22 protein-coding genes and 1 pseudogene are annotated in these 23996 nt (G+C 42.3%); 22 read left to right on the forward strand and 1 reads right to left on the reverse strand.

The features are described from left to right. Positions 1–6 precede the first annotated feature (6 nt). A complete protein-coding gene (locus B7723_RS08420; RefSeq protein ID WP_084849531.1) occupies positions 7–624 on the reverse strand; it encodes a TVP38/TMEM64 family protein in 618 nt (205 codons plus the stop codon). A 132-nt stretch (positions 625–756) separates the two neighbouring features. Here B7723_RS08420 and B7723_RS08425 point away from each other — a divergent pair, with 132 nt between their 5' ends. The 22 genes and pseudogenes from B7723_RS08425 (at position 757) to B7723_RS08535 (ending at position 23988) form a co-directional block, all read left to right on the forward strand. After that, on the forward strand, positions 757–3390 hold the full coding sequence (locus B7723_RS08425) for a DEAD/DEAH box helicase family protein (protein ID WP_084849530.1): 2634 nt from the start codon (positions 757–759) through the stop codon (positions 3388–3390). Between the two features lie 522 nt (positions 3391–3912). Beyond that, on the forward strand, positions 3913–4128 hold the full coding sequence (locus tag B7723_RS08435; RefSeq protein WP_084849529.1) for a hypothetical protein: 216 nt from the start codon (positions 3913–3915) through the stop codon (positions 4126–4128). A 25-nt stretch (positions 4129–4153) separates the two neighbouring features. Further along, complete coding sequence (locus tag B7723_RS08440; protein ID WP_084849528.1) at positions 4154–4915, forward strand: DUF6261 family protein; 762 nt, start codon at positions 4154–4156, stop codon at positions 4913–4915. Positions 4916–5014: 99 nt separating this feature from the next. Then, entirely contained in the window at positions 5015–6178 is a 1164-nt protein-coding gene (locus tag B7723_RS08445) for an AbiH family protein (protein WP_084849527.1), read from the forward strand. A 227-nt stretch (positions 6179–6405) separates the two neighbouring features. After that, a complete protein-coding gene (locus B7723_RS08450; protein ID WP_084849526.1) occupies positions 6406–7197 on the forward strand; it encodes an alpha/beta fold hydrolase in 792 nt (263 codons plus the stop codon). Between the two features lie 125 nt (positions 7198–7322). Next, positions 7323–7661, forward strand: a complete 339-nt coding sequence (locus B7723_RS08455) for a hypothetical protein (RefSeq protein ID WP_239827372.1) — start codon at positions 7323–7325, stop codon at positions 7659–7661. Positions 7662–7836: 175 nt separating this feature from the next. Next, a complete protein-coding gene (locus B7723_RS08460; protein WP_084849525.1) occupies positions 7837–8241 on the forward strand; it encodes a YbgA family protein in 405 nt (134 codons plus the stop codon). Next, a complete protein-coding gene (locus tag B7723_RS08465) occupies positions 8225–8590 on the forward strand; it encodes a TIGR02328 family protein (protein WP_084849524.1) in 366 nt (121 codons plus the stop codon). The genes B7723_RS08460 and B7723_RS08465 overlap by 17 nt, the downstream gene beginning before the upstream one ends. A 156-nt stretch (positions 8591–8746) precedes the next feature. Next, a pseudogene (locus tag B7723_RS08470) lies at positions 8747–9112 on the forward strand (type II toxin-antitoxin system RelE/ParE family toxin). Beyond that, complete coding sequence (locus tag B7723_RS08475) at positions 9102–9395, forward strand: helix-turn-helix domain-containing protein (protein ID WP_049504738.1); 294 nt, start codon at positions 9102–9104, stop codon at positions 9393–9395. The pseudogene B7723_RS08470 and the gene B7723_RS08475 overlap by 11 nt, the downstream one beginning before the upstream one ends. A 260-nt stretch (positions 9396–9655) precedes the next feature. Next, positions 9656–11905 carry a 5-methyltetrahydropteroyltriglutamate--homocysteine S-methyltransferase gene (gene metE / locus B7723_RS08480; protein WP_084849523.1) on the forward strand — a complete coding sequence of 750 codons (2250 nt, stop codon included), beginning with the start codon at positions 9656–9658 and terminating at the stop codon, positions 11903–11905. Between the two features lie 94 nt (positions 11906–11999). Then, complete coding sequence (metF, locus tag B7723_RS08485; protein WP_084849541.1) at positions 12000–12866, forward strand: methylenetetrahydrofolate reductase [NAD(P)H]; 867 nt, start codon at positions 12000–12002, stop codon at positions 12864–12866. A 495-nt stretch (positions 12867–13361) separates the two neighbouring features. Continuing rightward, a complete protein-coding gene (pnp, locus tag B7723_RS08490) occupies positions 13362–15575 on the forward strand; it encodes a polyribonucleotide nucleotidyltransferase (RefSeq protein ID WP_084849522.1) in 2214 nt (737 codons plus the stop codon). A 14-nt stretch (positions 15576–15589) separates the two neighbouring features. Further along, entirely contained in the window at positions 15590–16207 is a 618-nt protein-coding gene (gene cysE, locus B7723_RS08495; RefSeq protein ID WP_084849521.1) for a serine O-acetyltransferase, read from the forward strand. 49 nt (positions 16208–16256) lie between these two features. Then, positions 16257–16457, forward strand: a complete 201-nt coding sequence (locus B7723_RS08500; protein WP_084849520.1) for a YdeI/OmpD-associated family protein — start codon at positions 16257–16259, stop codon at positions 16455–16457. 13 nt (positions 16458–16470) lie between these two features. Further along, a complete protein-coding gene (locus B7723_RS08505; protein ID WP_084849519.1) occupies positions 16471–17235 on the forward strand; it encodes a nucleoside phosphorylase in 765 nt (254 codons plus the stop codon). A gap of 8 nt (positions 17236–17243) precedes the next feature. Next, a complete protein-coding gene (locus B7723_RS08510) occupies positions 17244–17765 on the forward strand; it encodes a dihydrofolate reductase family protein (RefSeq protein ID WP_045634343.1) in 522 nt (173 codons plus the stop codon). A gap of 17 nt (positions 17766–17782) precedes the next feature. After that, a complete protein-coding gene (gene cysS, locus B7723_RS08515; RefSeq protein ID WP_084849518.1) occupies positions 17783–19126 on the forward strand; it encodes a cysteine--tRNA ligase in 1344 nt (447 codons plus the stop codon). After that, positions 19119–19505 (forward strand): Mini-ribonuclease 3, encoded by a 387-nt coding sequence (locus B7723_RS08520; RefSeq protein ID WP_084849517.1) that lies wholly within the window; start codon positions 19119–19121, stop codon positions 19503–19505. The genes cysS and B7723_RS08520 overlap by 8 nt, the downstream gene beginning before the upstream one ends. A gap of 3 nt (positions 19506–19508) precedes the next feature. Continuing rightward, the gene (locus B7723_RS08525; RefSeq protein ID WP_084849516.1) at positions 19509–20378 is read left to right on the forward strand and encodes a helix-turn-helix domain-containing protein; all 870 of its coding nucleotides are present in this window, start codon (positions 19509–19511) and stop codon (positions 20376–20378) included. 113 nt (positions 20379–20491) lie between these two features. Continuing rightward, entirely contained in the window at positions 20492–21622 is a 1131-nt protein-coding gene (locus B7723_RS08530; RefSeq protein ID WP_000229944.1) for an ABC transporter ATP-binding protein, read from the forward strand. 149 nt (positions 21623–21771) lie between these two features. Continuing rightward, positions 21772–23988, forward strand: coding sequence for a RelA/SpoT family protein (locus tag B7723_RS08535; protein WP_084849515.1), 2217 nt, complete (start codon positions 21772–21774; stop codon positions 23986–23988). Positions 23989–23996 lie beyond the last annotated feature (8 nt).

Below are 23996 nucleotides of genomic sequence, written 5' to 3' on the forward strand. Positions count from 1 at the left end.
CTATTCTCAAAACATCTGCCAGAAGAAATCAATGATATAAGTCAAACCATAAGTGTAAACCACTAGGGTAAAGGGCTTGGTCAAAATAATAATAATCATATAGCGCTTGAAGGTCATCTTGGTGAGGGCAGCCAGCATACAGAGAAAGTCAGCTGGGCTAACTGGCCAGATCATCATAAAGATAAAGAAACGATCGAAGCGATTGCCCTTATCAAGCCAGCCGATGTATTTGTCATAGGTGCGCTTGCTGACGACGGACTGGACAAAGGCAGCTCCATAGAGGCGCACGAGGTAAAAGATAATGGCACAGCCAATCACGATGCCGATATAGTTATAGATGGTTCCGATGATGTGGCCGTAAATAAAGACCCCAGCCACTGAGGTCAAAGCTCCCGGAATGATCGGAACGACGGTTTGTAGGATCTGTAAAAAGATAAAGAGTGGGGGCCCCAAAACTCCAGCTTGCTGGATAAAGGCCGATAGGGTTTCCTTGGACTGTAAGACTCCCGCCTGATAGGCCCAAATACAGAAAATCAAGGTGCCGACTCCCCCGACGATAGATGAGATATTGATGACTTGCTGTAGAAGGGGAGAAACAGCTTTCATTTGCTTATCCTGTGACATGTAAACTCCTCATAGATAGTATGATTCTACTATACCATATTTTATGGAGAAAAACTATCTGGATTATCTGACTGGTGAAATAAGTGTGGTAAAATGAGAATAAGAAAATGATGGTATAGAATGAGGGGTATCATGTTAGGTTTAAACTTTAAAGGAAGCTGGCGCCAATATCAAAAACAGGTCTTGGATCGTTTTCAGGACTATCAAGCAGACGGCCATGTTCATCTAGTGGCCGCTCCAGGGTCTGGAAAGACAACCATTGGTATCGAGCTAATCGCTCGTTTTGGCAACCCAGCCCTCATCTTAGTTCCGACTGTAACCATTCGTGAACAATGGGTGGATAGAATACAAACTGCTTTTCTAGAGGATTGTCAGAGGCTTTCAGACCTCGTTTCCCAAAACTTAAAGGAGATGAAGGTATTAACGATTGTGACCTATCAGGCTTTTCATAGTGCCATGAACCAACTTCAATCACAAGAAGATGGAGAAGCAGAGGATTTTGTGGGGTTTGATTTGCTTGCAAGCCTAAGAGCTCAGAAAGTTGCTACTCTTTGTTTGGACGAATGCCACCACCTGCGCAATGAATGGTGGAAAAGTCTGGAAGCCTTTCGCAAGCAGTATGGACCGCTGAAACTCATCTCCCTGACAGCGACACCACCATATGACAGCGATCCTGAACTCTGGGAACGCTATATCCGAATGTGCGGGGAGATCGATCAAGAAATCACGGTACCTGAACTAGTCAAGGAAGACACTCTTTGCCCTCATCAGGATTTTGTCTATATGTGCTCACCAACAGCTGAAGAGGCGGAACGTCTCAAACAGTTTGAGGAGACTAAGTGGGACTATATTCATCACCTTATAGTCGATCCTGATTTTCAAACATTTGTAGCAGGGTCTAAGGTCCTCAAAGGGGATATTTCATCTGATTTGCTTTTAGAAGATCCCAAGTACTTGTCTGCTATGTTGATTTATATGCATTCTCAGGGGTTAACGATTCCTCCCTCTTTGCAAAATTTACTGGGAACCCAGAGGCTTCCAACATTGACCTCCTACTGGTTGGAGACGCTGTTGCAGAGCATACTCTATCAGACACCAGATTGGTATGAGGATCCAGATGGATATAGGAAAAAGTTAGAGGCTGACTTGAAGGCGCGTGGGTTGGTGGAAAAACGTCAGGTTTATCTGGTTAAGTCTAAGGCTTCTGACCAGCTTTTAACCCAATCTCTAGGGAAGTTGTCTGCCATTGCCGATATCTTTTTGACGGAGTATGAGAGTCTAGGTCAGGAACTGAGACAGTTAGTACTAGCTGACTATATTCGCAAGGATTTTGCCACCTATCTGGGAGATAATCAGGCAACCATTTCTCAGTTGGGGGTTCTCCCTTATTTTGAAAGCATTCGTCGAAAAGCTCAGGAGCAAGAGATACCTGTGTCTTTGGCTGTCTTGTCAGGTAGTGTCATTATTTTGCCTACCGATGTGGCAGCAGAGTTGAAGGAACTCTTGCCTCAGGTTCCTCTTAGTTTCTCATCTATTGGTCACTTAGATCAAAAAGATTATGTGCAGGTTGGTTTTCCAAGCTCAGCTAAGGGAATCGTAGCGGCAGTGACGGAGCTTTTTCAACGAGGGCGGATTCAAGTCCTAGTCGGAACCAAATCTCTCCTCGGAGAGGGTTGGGATGCTCCTTGTGTTAATTCCCTAATCCTCGGAAGCTTTGTGGGGAGCTTTATGCTGAGTAACCAGATGCGCGGGCGTGCCATTCGTATCTGGCCGGGGCATCCAGAAAAGACCAGCAACATCTGGCATCTGGTAGCCGTTCAAGCGCAAGCACTTATCACTCTTCCTGGTGAGGAGCCTAGACCAGAGAGCAATCAGGATCTGCAGACCTTGTCGCGACGGATGGAGCATTTTCTTGGATTGGCTTATAATCAGGAGAGTATTGAGACCGGTTTGGATCGTTTGGATTTTCCAAAGCCCCCTTTTAAGAAAAAGCAAATTAGTGAGTACAATGAGCGAGTTAAGAGTCTCTCCAAGGATCGAGCAGGCTTGAGAAAAAAATGGCAAGATGCTCTTGTCGTAGCGGATCAGCTCGAGATAGTTACAGAAGTCGCAACCCAAAAACAGAAGATCCCAGTCATGCTCTTGCTTGATGCCTTAAAATGGGTTCGCATGTCATTGCTCTTGTTGGCAGTAGATTTGTTGGTCTTGCTATTTAGACTAAGACTGATCGGTATTTGGTGGCTTACAGCAGCCTGTCTCCTCTTTTTGGTCTTTGCATCTTGGCGCTACCTCCGTTATAAAAGTCCTTATAAACGTTTGCAATCTCTGGGTGAGCAGATCCGAAAGGCTCTGATAGATTCGGGGCATCTAACGGATGATCAATCCCGTGTTCATGTAGAGGAGGACAAGGAAAATTATATGGTATTCGCCTATCTCAAGGGAGGAAGCATGAGGGACAAGGAGCTGTTTGCGCAGACTGTGGGAGAGTTCTTTGCTCCAGTGGATAACCAGCGCTATCTCTTGAAGGCAGAGAAAGTCCGACAAGGTCAATCACCTTACTATGTCGTGCCAAGTCTTTTTGACAAGCGCAAGGAAGAAGCACAGAAATTCCTCGACTTTCTGAGGCCAACTATCGGACGTTATCACCTCGTCTATACACGAACAGAGACCGGGCGGAAAATCCTTCTCGAAGCTCGTATCAAAGCTCTTTCCAATAAAAATGACCGTACCTTGACTAAGAAGAAGGTTAAAAGTCTGTTGGAGTAGGGGAGGTAGCTATTCGAAGTTTCGAAGATATGAATTTCCTAAATTTTATATGCATTCTAATCTTCGAACGATAAGAAATACATAAATTTATGAGCATTCTAAGCTTCAAATAGTCTAGATGAGAAAGTTTTGGGGTCTTCGAGCTTTCGAATAGTCATCTTTCCTAAAGTTTAGATGTTTTCTAAAGCTAGAAAAGTTAAAATTTGAAAATAGTAAGAGTCTCTATCTGACAGACGGGTATGTTTCCAGTCAGATAGGGATTTTTAATACTCTTCGAAAATCAAATTCAAACCACGTCAGCGTCGCCTTGCTGTACTCAAGTACAACCTGCGGCTAGCTTCCTAGTTTGCTCTTTGATTTTCATTGAGTATTATTTTTAAATGACTGATTTATTCTATAAAAGTAAAAAATAGCCAAAAAAAAGTGCTGTTGGGATGATAAAGTAGACAGTTGAGCGGAGGAGTGTCATAAGTTCTTTGCTATTTGTTAGAATTGTCTTATCAATTTAAAGGAGAAAATCTGATGAAGAAAGATAAAGAAAATGAGGAAAGTATGCTATCGGCACTTCCTTTATGGGGCCTCTTATTTTTGGTCTGTGTATTACTTCAAGTCTATGTAGGAAGGGACAGACCTTTGATTCAACCTCCTAGACAAGGAAGCATTGTAAAAACAGATAAAAAACAGGTCTATCTTCCAGAACTAATCCAGTCTTTATTTGATAAAGAAAAAACTAAATGATTCGTTAAATAGAAAGGTTATCTTCATGACAAAAACATTTACCATCCGCCCGCTAAGCTATACCAACTTTACCAACCGTGAGTTTGAAAGTCTCATGGTAGATACGGGTCAACTACTAGAAGTTTTTGCCAAGGCACATAAGGACGAGCCTATGTATAGCAAACATCTCGATTCCTTCAAGAGCAAACTGGCAGACTTCCAAGCTCAACTAGCTATCGTAGAAAAGAAAGAAGCGACGAATCTGACCGAAGTCGATCGCAATCGTGACAGTGCCCTAGTCGGTCTCTTTACTCTTCATAGAGGATTTGCTAAGATCAAGGAAAGCAAACTCAAAGAAGCCCATGAGACCTTGAAACCAGTCTTTGCCAAGTACAAGGACATCACCAAGCATAGCAATGATGTGGAAACGGCAGAAATCAAGAGCCTGCTCAAAACCCTGAGTGAGGAACCCTACCAGACAGCAGTGACTAGTCTAGGATTGACCCCTATGCTACAGGCGGTGATTAGTGCTCAGGAAGACTATGACAAGGTCGAAAGTCAGGCGCGTGCGCATAAGTCTGCCAAGGAAGTCGGCAAGACTAGACAAGTCCGCACCGAACTAACCAGCATCTACGACCTCTTTATGCGCTATACCGTAGCCAGCGCAGAAGCCTATCCAGAAAAAGAGCACCTAACCAAACTCCTCAAGGACCTGAATACAATCCGAGACAGTAAACGACGATTGACTGGTTCAAGTAAGAAGGATAAGAAAGTAAAAGTAGAAGAAGCAGAACAAGTTGCAGGATAAAAACAAACGTCTCTAGATATATTATTATCTAAAGGCGTTTTTTTGGTGGATTCGTGGTATAATTTTGGTAATTATCTATAATGAAGAGGAGAAAAAATCATGGCAGATACAATTTTAATTTTAGGTAATGGTTTTGATATTGCAATGGGGCGAAAAACAAAATATACCGATTTTATTGAGTTTGAAAAACAATTATTTTCTAATCCTGACGAGGAATTAGTAGAGTTTCTAAAAGTCAAAAATATTTGTATTGAAAAATTCAGAGATAATTTGTATTTGAGATTCATTAATGAGAACAAAGGTACTCTTGGAGATAATTGGTCTAACCTTGAAATCATGATTTCCCAACTTGTAGATGCGATAATGTATTTTAAAGAGAATATGCAATTGCTTTATGATTTATCAGCTATACATCCAGTTAGGAGAAGTAACGATATATTGAAAAAAGAAACTAATTTCAGTGCAAAATACTTTATTGCAAACGTATTTGCTCCATTTTATCAAGAGTATGAGTGGAAGTTTTTGGATAGAGATTGTGTGTTGAACAAACTAAACTATATCTTTATCGAACAGTTAAATTTATTAACAGAACTGCTAGAAATCTATCTGTCGTATTTAGATTATTTAGATTTTGAAGTTAGCGAGATTAAAGCCAAGGCGACAGCTTTGGATGCAGTACCTCATTTATTAAGTTCTTATGTTTTAAACTTTAATTATACCAACACGTCAGCTTATCTATTTGGAACTGTTGAAGAAAGAACTCATTTTATACATGGTCGAATTGATTTAGATAGAACGTTTAATAGAATCAATACCATGGTCTTTGGAATTGAAGATAAAGAAAATGATGTCAACAGTGACCTAATTCCTTATCAGAAGTATTACCAAAGGGTTGTTAAGGAAACTGGAAATAAATTTGAAGAATTTTTTATTAAGAGAAATTATATTGTAAAAAATACTTCTGTTGCAGGGCGTGCTGTTCCGACTAGAGTTCCAGTTTCGAAAAACATTGTTATTTTTGGTCATTCAGTAGATCCTTTAGATAAAGAGATTTTTCAAAAATGTTTTGAATTAGCAAATAAAGGTGAGTATCCTTATCGATTTATTTTCACTTATGTTGATGAGCCAGCAAAACGATCGATTATTAAGAATCTCGCAATCATCCTTGGGAAGGAAAAATTGATAGAGTTAACAGGGGAACAGAATGTTGTATTTGTAAAGAGTGATGATAAGGATGGTATGAAAGATGTTCTACTACCTTAATAAAATCAAAGAAATGATTGAATTTATAAAGTACAATTATAAAATCATATTTTAAAAATAGATTATACCCCACTCATCCTCCCTAGGTCGAGTGGTTTTTCTTGAAATATGATAAAATAGAAAAGATAATATACTTATTTAATGGAGTGATTGTGATAGTATTTATTGAATTGATAAATGAGAATATTAAAACAGTGTAGATAAATTGGAATTTGTGGAGAGATAGGATGATTAAAAAAAGTGTGGAATCGGAACAAGGAAATACGTATTATTGGACTAATGAAAATGTCGAAAAACCATGCATTGTAATGCTTCCTGGATTGACAGCTGATCATAGATTATATGATAAACAAGTAGATGAATTTAAAAAGGATTTCAATATTATTGTTTGGGATTGCCCATGTCACGGAGAGTCTAGACCATACAGTACGTTTAATTACAAATTAGTGACGCAAGAACTGGAAATTATATTAAAAACAGAGAATGTTAAATCGGCAATATTTATTGGGCAATCACTTGGAGGAATGATAGCTCAATATTACATAGAAGAACATCAAGAACAAGCAATAGGTTTTATTTCTATAGATAGCGTTCCTTTTGGAAATTATTATAGCAAATCAGATATGTTTTGGTTAAACCAGATTGAGTGGCTAAGTAAACTATACCCTGATAAAATGCTAAGAGATTTCATGGCAAAAGGTTGTGGTGTTTCTGAGTATACTCAGAACAGTATGAAACTTATGCTTTCAATCTATAGTAAAAAGGAACTATGCCATTTGATGTGGATAGGTGAAGCAGCATTTATTCCTGAAAATCATGAAATAAATTTGAAATGTCCTGTAATACTTTTACTTGGGGAGAACGATAAGGTTGGTAAAGTGTCGCAGTATACAAGAGAGTGGCACAAAAGGGAAGGATACCCACTACACATTATTAAAAATGCCGCTCATAATTCAAATCAAGATAATCCTGATGAAGTAAATGATTTAATAAGAAAATATATAAATAAATGGCTATAAAGATATTGTAACTACTGTAAAATTGACAAATCCCAGTTTGTTGAACTTAGCAATTTATAAGTTTTTAAGAGATAGAACCTATAAAACTTGCACGAGAACTGTAGGTAGGCGAAGAAATCTTCCTCTTGACCTATCTCAGTGTAGTTAATAAATTTGGACAATTTAAGAAATGGGATAGCAGTATATGGAATACGATAGATTGTTTTGGAGATAAGGAATTTTTATCATTTTGGAAATTCCGAGGGATTCTTTCTACAGCGGGAAATTATTTTGACTTTGATAAAATTCCAGAAAATATGACCTATACTCTTTGGATAGAAAAATACGCTTTTGAACCTCCTCATGAATTTGAAGATTATAGGGAGGATGTCATGAGAAAGATTCGTCCGAAACTTGAGCAACTGGAATTAAAAGGATTTAAATCTGTAGAAGAAATAGATGGAGAACATAGACGTAGGGATTAGGATTTTAAAATTTGGGATTTTTTTCTAATTCATTGCTTATTTTTAACCGTTATACCAAAGTTAATTTTTAGTAGTGAAAATATGATAAAATAGAAAGAAAATACATTTCCTTAAAAAATTAAGATTCAACTTTGTTTCCATATTTCCTGGAAACTGATAGAAAGTAAGGAGAAACATGGAACAAATTAACCAAAAATCCCAGTGTCAGCAACTCTGGGCTAGAAACAAATACCTCGTTTTAAGCCATTCCAGCAATATTTACAATGAGATTCGCCAATACTTGAAGAATGAAGAGGTGGAGCTGAGTCATGTTCAAGAACTGATTGACCGTGCTTGCCAAATTCCTGAGCATAGAGGTCAGGTTTGCAATGCCTTTCAGCATATTTGGGGTTATTTCAAAAAGAAAGCGACTGATGCTGAGCGCAAAGACTATATGCTCTTGCTGGATCGCTACCGCTTTGGTCAGACTTCCAAGGAAGACTTGATTTCTAAGACTCGAGACTTGCTTGATCGCTATCCAAATACCTACTTGCAATATTCGACTTTACTGAAAGGAGACTCCCATGAGACTTTGGCATGAGGCTTTGATTTCACAACTTCCCCGTCCTCAGCTCTTGGGACAACATCGAGAGTGCTGCGCCTTGCGTGGCAATGGTTGGGGCAGAAAGCATGCGACGGTGGACTATGTCTTTACTCACTCGCCTTATCACCTCTATGCCTATCATCGCTTGATCATGGAGGAAATGGCTAACCGAGGCTACAATGTCAGTCCAGAGTGGCTGGACAAGAACTACCGTGGCAAGATCTGTCATCCTTATGAAGACTTGCCTGAGGAAAAGTTGGGAAATCCCATCTATAGTGAGCATGATTCAGCCTACTACGAGGAGTGTCTGGCTAATCTCCGTGAGAAAGGCATTGAGTTGGTGTAAGAGTCAGGATTAGCTCCACATTATAACTCTTCTCGTAATTTTTTCGAATAATAAAGATGAGACCTTTAGAATGATTCTAAGGTCTTCTTTTTATGAGTATTAGGATTTACTTTTAATAACTTTTGAGTTATAATTGAATTAGAAAGAGGCTACTTGGTGCATACGATTTACTTCTATAAGGACAAAAATGGAAACGAGCCAGTCTTAGATTATATGAGAGAATTGGCTAGAAAGAAGAGTAAGGATAGTCGCATCAAACTCAATAAACTAAACGACTATATCGAGTTGCTTAGTCAGCATGGGACTAGAACTGGTGAACCCTATATCAAACATTTGGAAGATGAGATTTGGTAACTAAGACCTCTTAGGGATAGGATATTATTTGTAGCGTGGCTTGATGGGAGTTTTGTTCTCTTACATCATTTTGTCAAAAAGACTCAGAAAACTCCTAGGAGAGAAATTGAAAAAGCCAAGCGTGAACTGAAGGACATAAAAGAAAGAGGGTTAAGTGATGAAGAATAGTGCTATTGGAAGTAATTGGAAAGATATCCGATCTGAACTCTTTACCAAGGAGGAAATCCTTGAAAGTGATATGCGAGTGGCTATCATGAGTGAGTTGATAGAAGCTAGACATGAGCAAGGTATTAGTCAGAAAAAGCTAGAGGAACTCAGTGGAGTAAGCCAGCCTGTTATAGCTAGGATGGAGACAGGAAAGACCAGTCCTCAGTTGGATACGGTCTTAAAAGTCTTAGCCAGTTTAGGAAAGACACTAGCAGTCGTCCCACTTGAACAGGAAAAAGGTTGATTAAATAGACCTATAGTCTTTTCTAATAACAAGCCATAGTCACTGATGAGAATCGTCAATAGCTCGTTTGAGCATTCTAACTAAAATACAGCAATAAAACAAGCAATACAAAGGATTTGAGACACTGGTCTCAAGTCTTTTTCTTTTGTCCAAAAGAGCGATATAGTTTCAAACTATATCAAAGCCTAATTATTTACAATTATACAGACAGTTTCTTTTCTGTTAAGATAGTTTCAACAACAAATTTTGGAGGACACATCATGTCAACTACGATCATCGGTTTCCCTCGTTTGGGTGAATTCCGCGAATTAAAATTTACAACTGAAAAATACTTTAGAAAAGAAATCTCAGAAGAAGAACTCTTGGCTGCGGCTAAAGAATTGCGTGCAAAACACTGGAACATTGTCAAAGAAAAAGGCATCACTGAAATCCCATCAAATGACTTTTCTCACTATGACAACTTCCTAGATGCAGCTTTCCTTTTCAACGTGGTGCCTGCTTCCGTTCAAAACTTGGATTTGTCGGACCTTGAGCGTTACTTTGCTTTGGGACGTGGTTACCAAGGGGAAAAAGGGGATGTGCGTGCCCTTCCGATGAAGAAATGGTTCAACACCAACTACCACTACATCGTGCCTAAATTTGAAAAAGACACTCAAGTAAAATTGGCTGGTCACAAGATTTTTGATGAATTCCAAGAAGCAAAAGAACTTGGATTGAACACTCGTCCTGTTCTTGTAGGTCCGTTCACTTTCCTTCAATTATCAGACTTTGAAGACAGTGTGAAAGCAGAAGACTTCGTAGATAGCTTAGTAGCTGCTTACCAAGAAGTTTTTGCTAAATTGGCGGAACTTGGTGCGACTCGCATCCAACTCGACGAAGCGGCTCTTGTCAAAGATTTGACAGCTGAAGAAAAAGCTCTCTTCTTGAACCTCTACAACAAACTCTTGGCTGACAAAAAAGGTCTTGAAGTCTTGCTTCAAACTTACTTCGGTGACGTTCGTGACGTCTACACTGATCTTGTAAACTTGCCAGTAGATGCCATCGGTTTGGACTTCGTTGAAGGTAAGAAAACTCTTGAATTGGTTAAAGGTGGTTTCCCAGCTGACAAGACTCTCTATGCAGGTATCGTCAATGGTAAAAACATCTGGCGCAACAATTACGAAAAGAGTTTGGCTGTTCTTGAGCAAATTCCAGCTGAAAATATTGTGTTGACAAGCTCATGCTCACTTCTTCATGTGCCATTTACAACAGCTAACGAAGAATTTGAACCAGCAATCTTGAACCACTTTGCTTTTGCGGTTGAAAAATTGGAAGAACTTCGTGACTTGGATGCTATCCGCAATGGTCAAGGTGCAGAAGCTCTTGCAGCTAACAAAGAACTCTTTGCTACTGAGCGTGTGGGTGAAAATGCAGAACTTCGTGCGCGCATCGCTGGATTGACTGACGCAGACTACACTCGTTTGCCAGCCTTTGCAGAACGTGAAGCTATCCAAGAAGATGCCTTCAAACTTCCAGCTCTTCCAACAACAACAATCGGTTCATTCCCTCAAACTAAGGAAGTTCGTGCCAAACGTTTGGCCTTCCGTAAGGGTGAGTTGTCAGCAGAAGACTATGACAAGTTCTTAGCAGAACAAATCGACGAATGGATTAAATGGCAAGAAGAAGTTGGATTTGACGTGCTTGTACACGGTGAATTCGAGCGTAATGACATGGTTGAGTACTTCGGTCAAAACTTGTCAGGTTACCTCTTCTCTAAGAATGGTTGGGTACAATCATACGGTATGCGTGGGGTGAAACCACCAATCATCTGGGGCGATGTCACTCGTCTTAACCCTATCACTGTCAAATGGTCTAGCTACGCACAAAGCCGTACTGACAAACCTGTTAAAGGTATGTTGACAGGACCTGTTACCATCCTTAACTGGTCATTCCCACGTGAAGACATCTCTATCAAGGACTCAACTCTTCAAATCGCCCTTGCTATCAAGGATGAAGTTCTTGACCTTGAAGCTGCAGGTGTGAAAATCATCCAAATCGACGAGGCTGCTCTTCGTGAGAAATTGCCACTCCGTCGTAGCGACTGGTATGAAGACTACCTTGACTGGGCTATTCCAGCCTTCCGCTTGGTACACTCTACAGTTGCACCTGATACTCAAATCCACACTCACATGTGTTACTCAGAATTTACAGATATCATCCCAGCTATCGACAACATGGATGCGGACGTTATTTCCTTTGAAGCAAGCCGTTCAAACCTTGAAATCTTGGACGAACTCAAAGCGAAAAACTTCCAAACAGAAGTGGGACCTGGGGTATACGATATCCACTCACCTCGTGTGCCAAATGAAGGCGAAATCGACCACACAATCGATGCTATTCTTGCTAAAGTACCAAGCAAGAAAGTTTGGATCAACCCTGACTGTGGTTTGAAAACACGTGGTATTCCAGAAACAAAAGAAAGCTTGATCCGCCTTGTCGAAGCAGCAAAAGCTGCGCGTGAGAAATTGTAAGATAAGATTTCTCTCTTGACACTGACTGATCAAGGAACTGCTTGGCCCTAGCTGGCTCAGCAATCATGAAATCAAAAAGAAAAGGATAATGACTATGTCACGCCAAACACCGTCACTTTCATTTGAAGTGTTCCCTCCAAACCCAGCTGTGGGTAATGATAAAATTATTTCAGCCTTGCAGGATATGCGGGAGCTGACACCGCACTTTATCAGTGTGACTGCCAGCAATAATAAATTTAATATCAAGGAAACGACGGTTCGTTTGGCTGACTTTATCCAGAATGACTTGGCGATTCCAACTATTGCCCACTTGCCAGCTATCTATCTGACCAAGGACAAGGTTGCTGAAACCATTGCGGACTTGGATAAGGTTGGGGTACAGAAAATCTTGGCCTTGCGTGGGGATATTATCCCTGATGTGGAACCACAAAAGGATTTCCGCTATGCAACGGACTTGATCGAGTTCATCAAGGAACAAGCCCCTCACTTTGATATTATCGGAGCTTGCTACCCAGAGGGACACCCTGACTCGCCAAACCAGATCTCGGATATCCAAAATCTCAAGAAGAAAGTGGATGCAGGTTGTTCAAGCCTCGTAACGCAACTTTTCTTTGATAATGAGCGTTTCTATGATTTCCAAGACAAGTGTACCTTGGCGGGGATTGATGTTCCCATTCATGCGGGTATCATGCCCATTCTGAACCGTAATCAAGCGCTTCGTCTCTTGCAAACGTGTGAGAATATTCATCTTCCACGAAAATTCAAGGCTATCTTAGACAAGTATGAGCATGACCCTGAGTCGCTCAGAGCAGCAGGACTTGCCTACGCAGTGGATCAGATCGTGGACTTGGTAACCCAGGATGTCGCAGGTGTGCATCTCTACACCATGAACAATGCTGAAACAGCAAAATACATCCACCAAGCAACCCATGCCTTATTTAACCATCAGTCTTTAGGATAATAAAAAGCAAACCATTCTTCTCAGGTGAGGGGAATGGTTCCTTTTTAATAGAAAAGCCCGCACTTTTTAAGAAAAATATGATAAAATAGACTCTGTACGTACTTGATACAAAGATGAGGGTATAAAAGTTTTAAAGGCTTTGTCGATTCTCAATTTTATGATAGAAATTTTTTCATAATTTGTTCTTTTCAGTATTTAGTTTGAGCGACACGAACGAGTCAAATCGATGTTATTTGACGAGAGAGTTAGTAAAGCATTTAGCTAATCGCCTAATAGCGATTAGCGTGAAAGGATTAGATGCTTTAGCATCAAACCTTTCTAATGATTTGTATCTTGAAAATTGAACCCGGCCGAAAAGCTGTGTAAAAAAGATAAACTGTCTTGTCTTCATCGAAGACTTCGCCAGTTTCCTATTTTTACTTTGCTTTTTGCGACCTTAGTATCTTGATCTTTGTAGGCAAGGCGTATAATTTCATCAATCCAAAGGGGATTAAAATGACAAAACAAGTGTTTCAAACGACTTTTGCAGGTCGTGAGTTAATCGTAGAGACTGGTCAGGTTGCTAAGCAAGCAAATGGCTCTGTTGTCGTGCGTTACGGTGAGTCAACTGTCTTGACTGCGGCCGTTATGTCTAAGAAAATGGCAACTGGGGATTTCTTCCCACTTCAAGTCAACTATGAAGAAAAAATGTATGCGGCTGGGAAGTTTCCTGGTGGCTTTATGAAACGTGAAGGACGTCCTTCAACAGATGCGACTTTGACAGCGCGTTTGATTGACCGTCCAATCCGTCCTATGTTTGCGGAAGGTTTCCGTAATGAAGTCCAAGTGATTAACACAGTGCTTTCTTACGATGAAAATGCCTCTGCTCCAATGGCAGCTATGTTTGGTTCATCATTGGCACTTTCTATCTCAGACATTCCGTTTGACGGTCCAATCGCTGGGGTACAAGTGGGTTATGTCGATGGCCAAATCATCATCAACCCTAGTCAAGAACAAGCAGAGCAATCACTTCTTGAATTGACAGTAGCTGGGACCAAACACGCTATCAACATGGTTGAGTCTGGTGCCAAAGAATTGTCAGAAGAAATCATGTTGGAAGCCCTTCTCAAAGGGCACGAAGCTGTTAAAGAATTGATTGCCTTCCAAGAAGAAATCGTTGCTGCGGTCGGTAAGGAAAAAGCAGAAGTGGAATTGCTTCATGTGGATGCGGACTTGCAGGCTGAAATCATTGCAACCTACAACAGCGACCTCCAAAAAGCGGTCCAAGTAGAAGAAAAATTGGCTCGTGAAGCTGCAACTCAAGCAGTGAAAGATCAAGTGACCGCAGTTTACGAAGAAAAATATGCAGACCATGAAGAATTTGAACGAATCATGCGTGATGTGGCTGAAATCTTGGAACAAATGGAACACGCTGAAGTACGCCGTTTGATCACAGAAGACAAGGTTCGTCCTGACGGCCGTAAAGTCGATGAAATCCGTCCTTTGGATGCAGTTGTCGATTTCCTTCCTCGTGTGCACGGTTCAGGTCTCTTCACTCGTGGGCAAACTCAAGCCCTTTCAGTCTTGACATTGGCTCCGATGGGCGAAACGCAAATCATCGATGGTTTGGACCCAGAATACAAGAAACGCTTCATGCACCACTATAACTTCCCTCAATACTCTGTAGGGGAAACTGGTCGTTATGGTGCACCAGGTCGTCGTGAAATTGGTCACGGTGCTCTTGGTGAGCGTGCCCTTGCTCAAGTCTTGCCAAGTTTGGAAGAATTTCCATACGCGATCCGCTTGGTAGCAGAAGTCTTAGAATCAAACGGTTCTTCTTCTCAAGCTTCTATCTGTGCGGGAACGCTTGCCCTTATGGCTGGTGGTGTGCCAATCAAGGCGCCAGTAGCTGGTATTGCCATGGGTCTCATCTCAGATGGAAATAACTATACAGTATTGACAGATATCCAAGGATTGGAAGACCACTTTGGAGACATGGACTTTAAGGTTGCCGGTACTCGTGACGGGATTACAGCCCTTCAAATGGATATCAAGATTCAAGGGATTACTGCAGAAATCTTGACTGAGGCCCTTGCTCAAGCCAAGAAAGCGCGTTTTGAAATCCTTGATGTGATTGAAGCAACTATTCCAGAAGTTCGTCCAGAATTGGCTCCAACTGCTCCGAAAATTGATACCATTAAGATTGATGTTGATAAGATCAAGATTGTCATTGGTAAAGGTGGAGAAACGATTGACAAGATTATCGCTGAAACAGGCGTTAAGATTGATATCGACGAAGAAGGAAATGTATCTATCTACTCTAGTGACCAAGCTGCTATTAACCGTGCCAAAGAAATTATTGCTGGTTTGGTTCGTGAAGCCAAAGTGGATGAAGTTTACCGTGCTAAGGTCGTTCGTATCGAGAAATTCGGTGCCTTTGTCAACCTCTTTGACAAGACAGATGCCCTCGTTCACATTTCGGAAATGGCTTGGACGCGTACCAATAATGTCGAAGACTTGGTGGCTATTGGAGACGAAGTCGATGTCAAGGTTATCAAGATTGACGAAAAAGGTCGTGTGGATGCTTCTATGAAGGCTCTTCTTCCTCGTCCACCAAAACCAGAGCGTGATGAAAAAGGTGAAAAGTCTGAACGTCCTCACCGTCCACGTCATCACAAGGATCACAAACCGAAGAAAGAATTTACACACAAACCAAAAGATTCAGAATAAGAAAGGAGAAATGTATGGGATGGTGGCGCGAAACCATTGATATCGTAAAAGAAAATGATCCAGCGGCGCGCACCACTTTGGAGGTTCTACTGACCTATCCAGGTGTCAAATCCTTGGCTGCCCACCGTCTCTCGCATTTTCTCTGGAAGCATGGCTTTAAACTCTTGGCTCGTATGCACAGTCAGTTTTGGCGCTTCTGGACTCAGATTGAGATCCATCCGGGTGCTCAGATAGAATCAGGTGTCTTTATCGACCACGGTTCAGGCCTAGTCATTGGAGAAACGGCTATCGTTGAGAAGGGAGTTCTCCTCTATCATGGGGTGACTCTTGGGGGAACAGGGAAAGACTGTGGCAAACGCCATCCTACCGTTCGAAAAGGAGCGCTTATATCCGCCCATGCCCAAGTCATTGGACCGGTAGAAATCGGTGAAAATGCCAAAGTCGGTGCTGCTGCAGTAGTCGTGGCAGACGTACCTAGTGATGTGACAGTTGTCGGTATTCCAGCTAAGATTGTTCGCGTTCATGGACAGAAGGATGAACCAACGATCCACGAAGTCGAAGAAAAACGAGAGTACTACGTCAATAAACTAGAGCAGGCTAGAGAAGCCAGTCACCATTCATCAAGTCTGTAGGATGGGGTAACAAAGTTATCGAGGTGAAGTATGACAGGAGGTAAGAACTATGTCAGATTTATCAGATGAAATTTTGAACCAGGCAGTTCTTGAGTTGCAAGAACGCTTGGATGGTCTTGCTAAGGAGCGCTTTATTAAACTGCCACCTAGCCACCAGCGTGAATGGGCTCATTATATCAGTGAAGCCAAAAAAGATGAGACCAAACTGCGCCGTCTAAATAAAATGAAGGCGGATTTGCTGGAGCCTTAAAGAAAGAGAAGTTATGCTATTAGAGGAATTTGAAGATGTAGCAGCAGTTATTGAGCCAACTGAAAAGCCAGTCCATGACAAGGGAGAGGTATGCGAAACCATCATTCTGTCCTTTAATGGCGAAATTCTGAAACGTTTGATTGAGTCAGAAGATGTCTATCCGGGAGGCTATTTGAAAAGCATAAACGGCCATCATCCATGGTATATTTATGGCCAAGGACCTAGCAAGCTAGCAGTTATGTTGGCTCCAATTGGGGCTCCCATGATAGTCGGCCAGCTGGAGGAGTTGGCGGCCAGAGGCTTCAAAAATTTCATCATTTTAGGTTCCTGTGGCGTTTTGGACCGCTCAATTGAGGTGGATAAAATTATCCTGCCTGCAGCTGCATTGCGAGATGAAGGAACTAGCTATCACTATGCCCCACCGGGTGACGAAGTCGCCTATGACGAGTCTCTGCTGATTGAGCTGGAAGCCATCTTTGACAAGCACAATATCGAGCATATCCGCACCAAGGCTTGGACGACTGATGCCTTTTATCGGGAAACGCCTGATAAGGTCAAGCGTCGCTTGGCTGCTGGAGCTCAAGTGGTGGACATGGAAGCTTCAGCTATCATGGCTTGGAGTCAATTTCGCAAGAGTAAAGTCTATCAGTTCTTCTACACAGCTGACTATGTGGATCATCATAACCGAACCTGGGATGCTCGCCATGAAGAGCGGACAGCTGATGCCATGACTTTTTTCACTATCGCTTTGACAATAGCAAAGGAACTAGAAAGGTAACTACAAGAATGGCAGTATATTTTTACGGCTGTATCACCATGGATGGCTACTTGGCAGACAGCCAGCACAGGATAGACTGGCTGCATCAGCTTGGTTCTGTAGAGGATACAGGCTATGATGATTTTTACAGGCAAATGGATATCACCATCATGGGCAAGCGGACCTTTGAGGAAATCCAAGATTTGCAAGATGTAGAAAGTTTTTATAAAGCTACGGAAAACTATGTCTTTACGCATGATAGGCACCTGCCTGTCAGCAATTACCAGCCAGTAGCTGGGGATGTGGTGGACTTTGTTCACCAGATTGACAAAGGCAAAAATGTCTTTGTGATTGGTGGTAATTCCTTGGTAGGACCGCTCTTGGATGCGGATCTTTTCGACCACCTCATTATTCAGATAGCACCCCTTATCCTAGGAAAGGGGGTTCCCCTCTTTACCCAAGAGGAAGGGCAGCGCTTTTACCAACTGGATAGCCTCAGACAATTTGGCCCTTTTGCAGAGCTGGTTTTCAGCCGAAAAAGTCAGAAATAGAGAAGGGAGTGGACCGCATGATTAAAATTTACGACACCATGTCTCGTGATTTGCGAGAATTTGTCCCAATCGAAGAAGGAAAGGTTCGCATGTATGTCTGTGGGCCAACGGTATACAACTATATCCACGTAGGGAATGCCCGTTCGACGGTGGCTTTTGATACCATTCGTCGTTATTTCGAATACCGTGGCTACGAAGTTGCCTATATTTCCAACTTTACAGATGTAGACGATAAGATTATCAACCGTGCCAAGGAAGAAGGTATCACGCCTCTGGAGGTTGCGGACAAGTACATCGCTGCCTTTCGTGAGGATGTGACAGCTTTGGGCGTGAAACCTGCGACTCGCCATCCGCGTGTAGTGGAGTTTATGGCGGACATCATTCGTTTTGTGGAAGACTTGATTGAAAAAGGTTATGCTTACGAGAGCCAAGGGGATGTCTATTTCCGTGTGGAAAAATCCCACAATTACGCCAAATTGGCTAACAAAACCTTGGAAGATTTGGAGCTGGGTGCTTCAGGTCGTACCGATGAAGAAACAGCTCGCAAGGAAAATCCTGTAGACTTTGCCCTTTGGAAAGCTGCAAAACCAGGCGAGATTTCTTGGGACAGTCCTTGGGGACCTGGTCGTCCGGGCTGGCATATCGAGTGTTCAGTCATGTCGACAGAGATTTTGGGAGATACCATTGATATCCACGGTGGTGGAGCTGATTTGGAGTTTCCTCACCATACCAACGAAATTGCCCAGTCAGAAGCAAAAACAGGTAAGACTTTTGCTAACTACTGGATGCATAATGGCTTTGTCAATATCGACAATGTCAAGATGTCTAAGTCCTTGGGTAACTTTATCACCGTCCATGATGCCCTTAGAACTCTTGATGGTCAAGTGTTGCGTTTCTTCTTTGCGACTCAGCATTACCGCAAGCCTATCAACTTTACCGAAAAAGCAGTGAGAGACGCCGAGACCAATCTCAAGTATCTGAAGAACACTTACGAACAACCATTTACAGGAAACGTGGATACCCAAGAGTTACAAGCCTTTAAAGACAAGTTTGTAGCTGCTATGGATGAGGATTTCAACTCTGCCAACGGTATCACAGTTGTCTTTGAAATGGCCAAATGGATCAACTCAGGAAACTATGATGCAAGTGTTAAGGAAGCTCTTGCGGCTATGTTGGAGGTCTTTGGGATTGTCTTTGTTGAGGAAGTTTTGGATGCAGACATTGAAGCCTTAATCCAAAAACGTCAAGAAGCGCGTGCCAATCGTGACTTTGCGACAGCAGACCAAATCCGTGATCAATTGGCTGCTCAAGGAATTAAGCTCCTTGACACCAAGGATGGAGTGAGGTGGTCTCGTGATTGATGTCAATCTCATTAACGGGATTGCGCTAGCTTTTGAGGGAGATGCAGTTTATTCCATGTATATCCGTCGCCATCTCATCCTTAAAGGCATGACCAAACCCAACAAGCTCCACCAAGAGGCGACCAAGTATGTCTCGGCCAAGGCTCAGGCTCGCCTGATTTCCCTGATGTTGGAGGAGCAAGTCCTGACGGAAAAAGAAGAAGAAATCTACAAACGTGGTCGCAATACCAATAGCCACACAAAGGCTAAAAATGCTGATGTGGTGACTTACCGCATGTCTACAGGTTTTGAAGCAGTGATGGGCTATCTCCATCTGACTGAAAATATGGAGCGTCTAGAGACCTTGATTTCGTGGTGCATCCAAAAAGTGGAGGGCTAGAATATGATTGCAAAGGAATTACAAGACTGGTTTCCTGAAGCTCAGATTTCAGATCAGCCGATTGAGAAACCAGGCTATCTTACTCTCCCTTTAGCTTCTCAGCAGTGGATTTTACTGGAGGAAGCTGGGCTCAGCGAGCGTGAAAAGCAGTTGGTTGCCCTTTTAACCCAGCAGGAGCAGGCTCGTTCGCTCAATCCTTGGTATTCCTATCTGATCGAGGGGAAGGGGCAGGCACCGCAAACTTTCAAAAAGATTCAGCTGGTTTATTGCCATCTTTCCTATTTCCAACAGGAAAATCTATCCTCTTGGCTAGACATGATGCGGACTCTTTTTCCCAACTTCCAAACAGTGCTACAAGTGGGGGCTCAGGACTATGTGTTTGTGCTTCAACAAGATAAGTACACCTCTGTTCGCTCAATCTTATCTGATACGATTGAAGCGGTTGAGTATGACTTTGGTCTTCGTCTGTCAATCATGTTAGGCCAGGTTTGGCCTCAGACAGGCCCTCAAGCCCTATCAGACTTGATCAAAGCGGAGCGAGATTTGTTTAAGACTTGGTGGCGTCAGGGGCATCAAGGTGTACATACCTTTTCACAGCTCTATCTTTGGAGTATGGGAGAAAGGATTGTGGACCTGAGAGTCATTAAAGATTGCCTGCACCAGATGATTTTGGACCAGGACCAGATTCAGGAAATTATCCTTTCTCTCTGGGAAAACAGTGCCGTCCTAACTAAAACGGCCCAGCAACTCTATCTGCACCGCAACTCTCTCCAATACAAGATTGATAGATGGGAAGAATTGACAGGGCTTCAGTTGAAGGAGTTAACGGATCTTACCTTGTGTTATCAGTTGATTTTACCAGATATTCTTTAAAGTTTTGTGCAAGTTGCACAGAACTTTTTTATTTTTTTGGTCACCTTGCCATAGAAAAGTAAAGCGTTTTCATCTATAATAAAACTATCAAAAGACAAAAGGAGTTCACCTCGATGGTAGAATTAAATCTTAAAAACATTTACAAAAAATATCCAAACAGCGAACACTACTCAGTTGAAGACTTCAACTTGGACATCAAAGACAAAGAATTTATCGTTTTCGTAGGTCCTTCAGGATGTGGTAAATCAACAACTCTTCGTATGATTGCTGGTCTTGAAGACATTACAGAAGGTACTGCATCTATCGATGGCGTGGTTGTCAACGACGTAGCTCCAAAAGACCGTGACATTGCCATGGTATTCCAAAACTACGCTCTTTACCCACACATGACTGTATATGACAACATGGCTTTCGGTTTGAAATTGCGCAAATACAGCAAAGAAGACATCGACAAACGTGTGCAAGAAGCGGCAGCAATCCTTGGTTTGAAAGAATTCTTGGATCGTAAACCTGCTGACCTCTCAGGTGGTCAACGTCAACGTGTTGCCATGGGTCGTGCCATCGTCCGTGATGCAAAAGTGTTCTTGATGGACGAACCTTTGTCAAACTTGGATGCCAAACTTCGTGTATCCATGCGTGCTGAAATTGCGAAAATCCACCGTCGTATCGGAGCTACAACTATCTACGTAACCCACGACCAAACAGAAGCGATGACATTGGCAGACCGTATCGTTATCATGTCAGCAACTAAGAACCCTGCTGGTACAGGTACTATCGGACGTGTTGAACAAATCGGTACCCCTCAAGAAGTTTACAAAAACCCAGTTAACAAATTTGTAGCAGGATTTATCGGAAGCCCAGCTATGAACTTCATCAATGTGAAATTGGTTGGTAGCGAAATTGTTTCTGACGGTTTCCGCTTGAAAGTGCCAGAAGGTGCTTTGAAAGTTCTTCGTGACAAAGGCTACGAAGGAAAAGAATTGATTTTCGGTATCCGTCCAGAAGATGTGAATGCAGAACCTGCTTTCCTTGAAACATTCCCAGAATCAGTGGTTAAAGCAACTATCTCAGTATCAGAATTGCTTGGTTCAGAATCTCACCTTTACTGCCAAGTTGGTAAAGACGAATTTGTTGCAAAAGTGGATGCTCGTGACTACTTGCAAACAGGTGCAACAGTTGAACTTGGATTTGACTTGAACAAAGCACACTTCTTCGATGTAGAAACTGAAAAAACAGTCTACTAAGATAAATAAATAGAATAGCAAAGCACTGCAGAGTTTCTCTTGCAGTGCTTTTTCTATTTAAATGCAGAGGCTAGGCATGAAAACAGGCTTTTCTAGTTTTATTATTCTTAAAAAAGTGATAAAATGGTAGGAAGAATTGGAGAGAATAGATGCCGAAAGAAGTGAATTTGACGGGCGATGAGGTTGTCGCTTTAACGCAAAAATATTTATCAAAAGAAGATGTTGCTTTTGTACATAAAGCCTTGGTTTACGCCGTTGAATGCCATAGTGGTCAATACCGTAAATCTGGCGAGCCCTATATTATTCATCCCATTCAGGTGGCAGGGATTTTAGCTAAACTCAAGCTAGATGCCGTGACGGTTGCCTGCGGTTTTTTGCATGACGTGGTTGAGGATACGGATGCGACACTGGATGATTTAGAGCAAGAGTTTGGTCATGATGTTCGTATCATTGTTGATGGAGTGACTAAGCTTGGTAAGGTCGAGTACAAATCAATAGAGGAGCAATTAGCAGAAAATCACCGCAAGATGCTCATGGCCATGTCTGAGGATATTCGCGTTATCTTGGTTAAACTGTCTGATCGCTTGCATAACATGAGAACGCTTAACCACCTACGAAAAGACAAGCAGGAACGGATTTCCAGAGAGACCATGGAAATCTATGCACCACTTGCTCATCGTCTGGGGATTTCTAGCGTCAAGTGGGAGTTAGAAGACTTGTCCTTCCGCTATCTCAATCCAACTGAGTTTTACAAGATTACTCACATGATGAAGGAAAAACGCAGAGAGCGAGAGGCTTTGGTCGATGAAGTCGTGACAAAGCTAGAGGAGTACACTTCCGAACGCAATCTAAAAGGGAAAATCTATGGCCGTCCCAAGCATATCTATTCGATCTTTCGCAAGATGCAGGATAAGAAGAAACGCTTTGAGGAGATTTATGACCTGATTGCCATTCGCTGTATCTTAGATACCCAGAGTGATGTTTACGCCATGTTGGGTTATGTGCATGAACTTTGGAAACCCATGCCAGGTCGCTTCAAAGACTATATCGCTAATCGTAAGGCAAACGGTTACCAGTCTATTCATACGACTGTTTATGGGCCAAAAGGGCCGATTGAATTCCAGATTCGTACTAAAGAAATGCATGAGGTGGCTGAGTACGGGGTAGCAGCTCACTGGGCTTATAAGAAAGGCATTAAAGGTCAGGTCAACAGCAAGGAATCTGCTATTGGGATGAACTGGATCAAGGAGATGATGGAGCTCCAAGACCAGGCTGATGATGCTAAGGAATTTGTGGACTCTGTTAAAGAAAACTATCTGGCGGAGGAGATTTATGTCTTTACACCTGATGGTGCAGTTCGCTCCCTTCCGAAAGATTCAGGACCGATTGACTTTGCCTATGAAATTCATACCAAAGTCGGTGAAAAAGCGACTGGTGCCAAGGTCAATGGCCGTATGGTTCCGCTGACAACCAAGCTTAAGACAGGGGATCAGGTTGAAATTATCACCAACTCCAACTCCTTTGGTCCGAGTCGTGACTGGCTCAACATGGTCAAGACCAGCAAGGCGCGCAACAAGATTCGCCAGTTCTTTAAAAATCAAGACAAGGAATTATCCGTTAACAAGGGCCGTGAGATGCTGATGGCCCAGTTTCAAGAAAACGGTTATGTGGCCAATAAATTCATGGACAAGCGTCACATGGACGAGGTCCTTCAAAAGACCAGCTACAAGACAGAGGAAGCTCTCTATGCTGCCATTGGTTTTGGAGAAATTGGCGCTATTACCGTCTTTAACCGTTTGACCGAAAAAGAACGCCGTGAGGAAGAGCGTGCCAAGGCCAAGGCGGAAGCAGAAGAGCTTGTCAAAGGTGGCGAGGTTAAGGTTGAGAATAAAGAAACCCTCAAGGTCAAGCATGAGGGTGGTGTGGTCATTGAAGGAGCCTCAGGTCTCCTAGTACGGATTGCCAAGTGTTGCAATCCAGTGCCTGGTGACGACATTGTTGGCTACATTACCAAGGGTCGTGGTGTAGCTATTCACCGTGTGGACTGTATGAATCTCCGTGCCCAAGAAAACTACGAGCAACGTCTCCTTGATGTGGAATGGGAAGACCAATACTCAAGCAAGGAATATATTGCCCATATCGATATCTATGGCCTCAACCGTACAGGTCTCTTAAATGATGTTCTGCAAGTTCTTTCCAACACAACTAAGAATATCTCAACCGTTAACGCCCAACCAACCAAGGATATGAAATTTGCCAATATCCATGTCTCCTTTGGTATTTCAAACCTTTCTACGCTGACAACGGTCGTTGACAAAATCAAGAGTGTGCCAGAGGTCTACTCTGTCAAACGTACCAACGGATAATTGAATAG

The organism is Streptococcus oralis subsp. oralis (assembly GCF_002096435.1).
Lineage (GTDB): Bacteria > Bacillota > Bacilli > Lactobacillales > Streptococcaceae > Streptococcus > Streptococcus oralis_AA.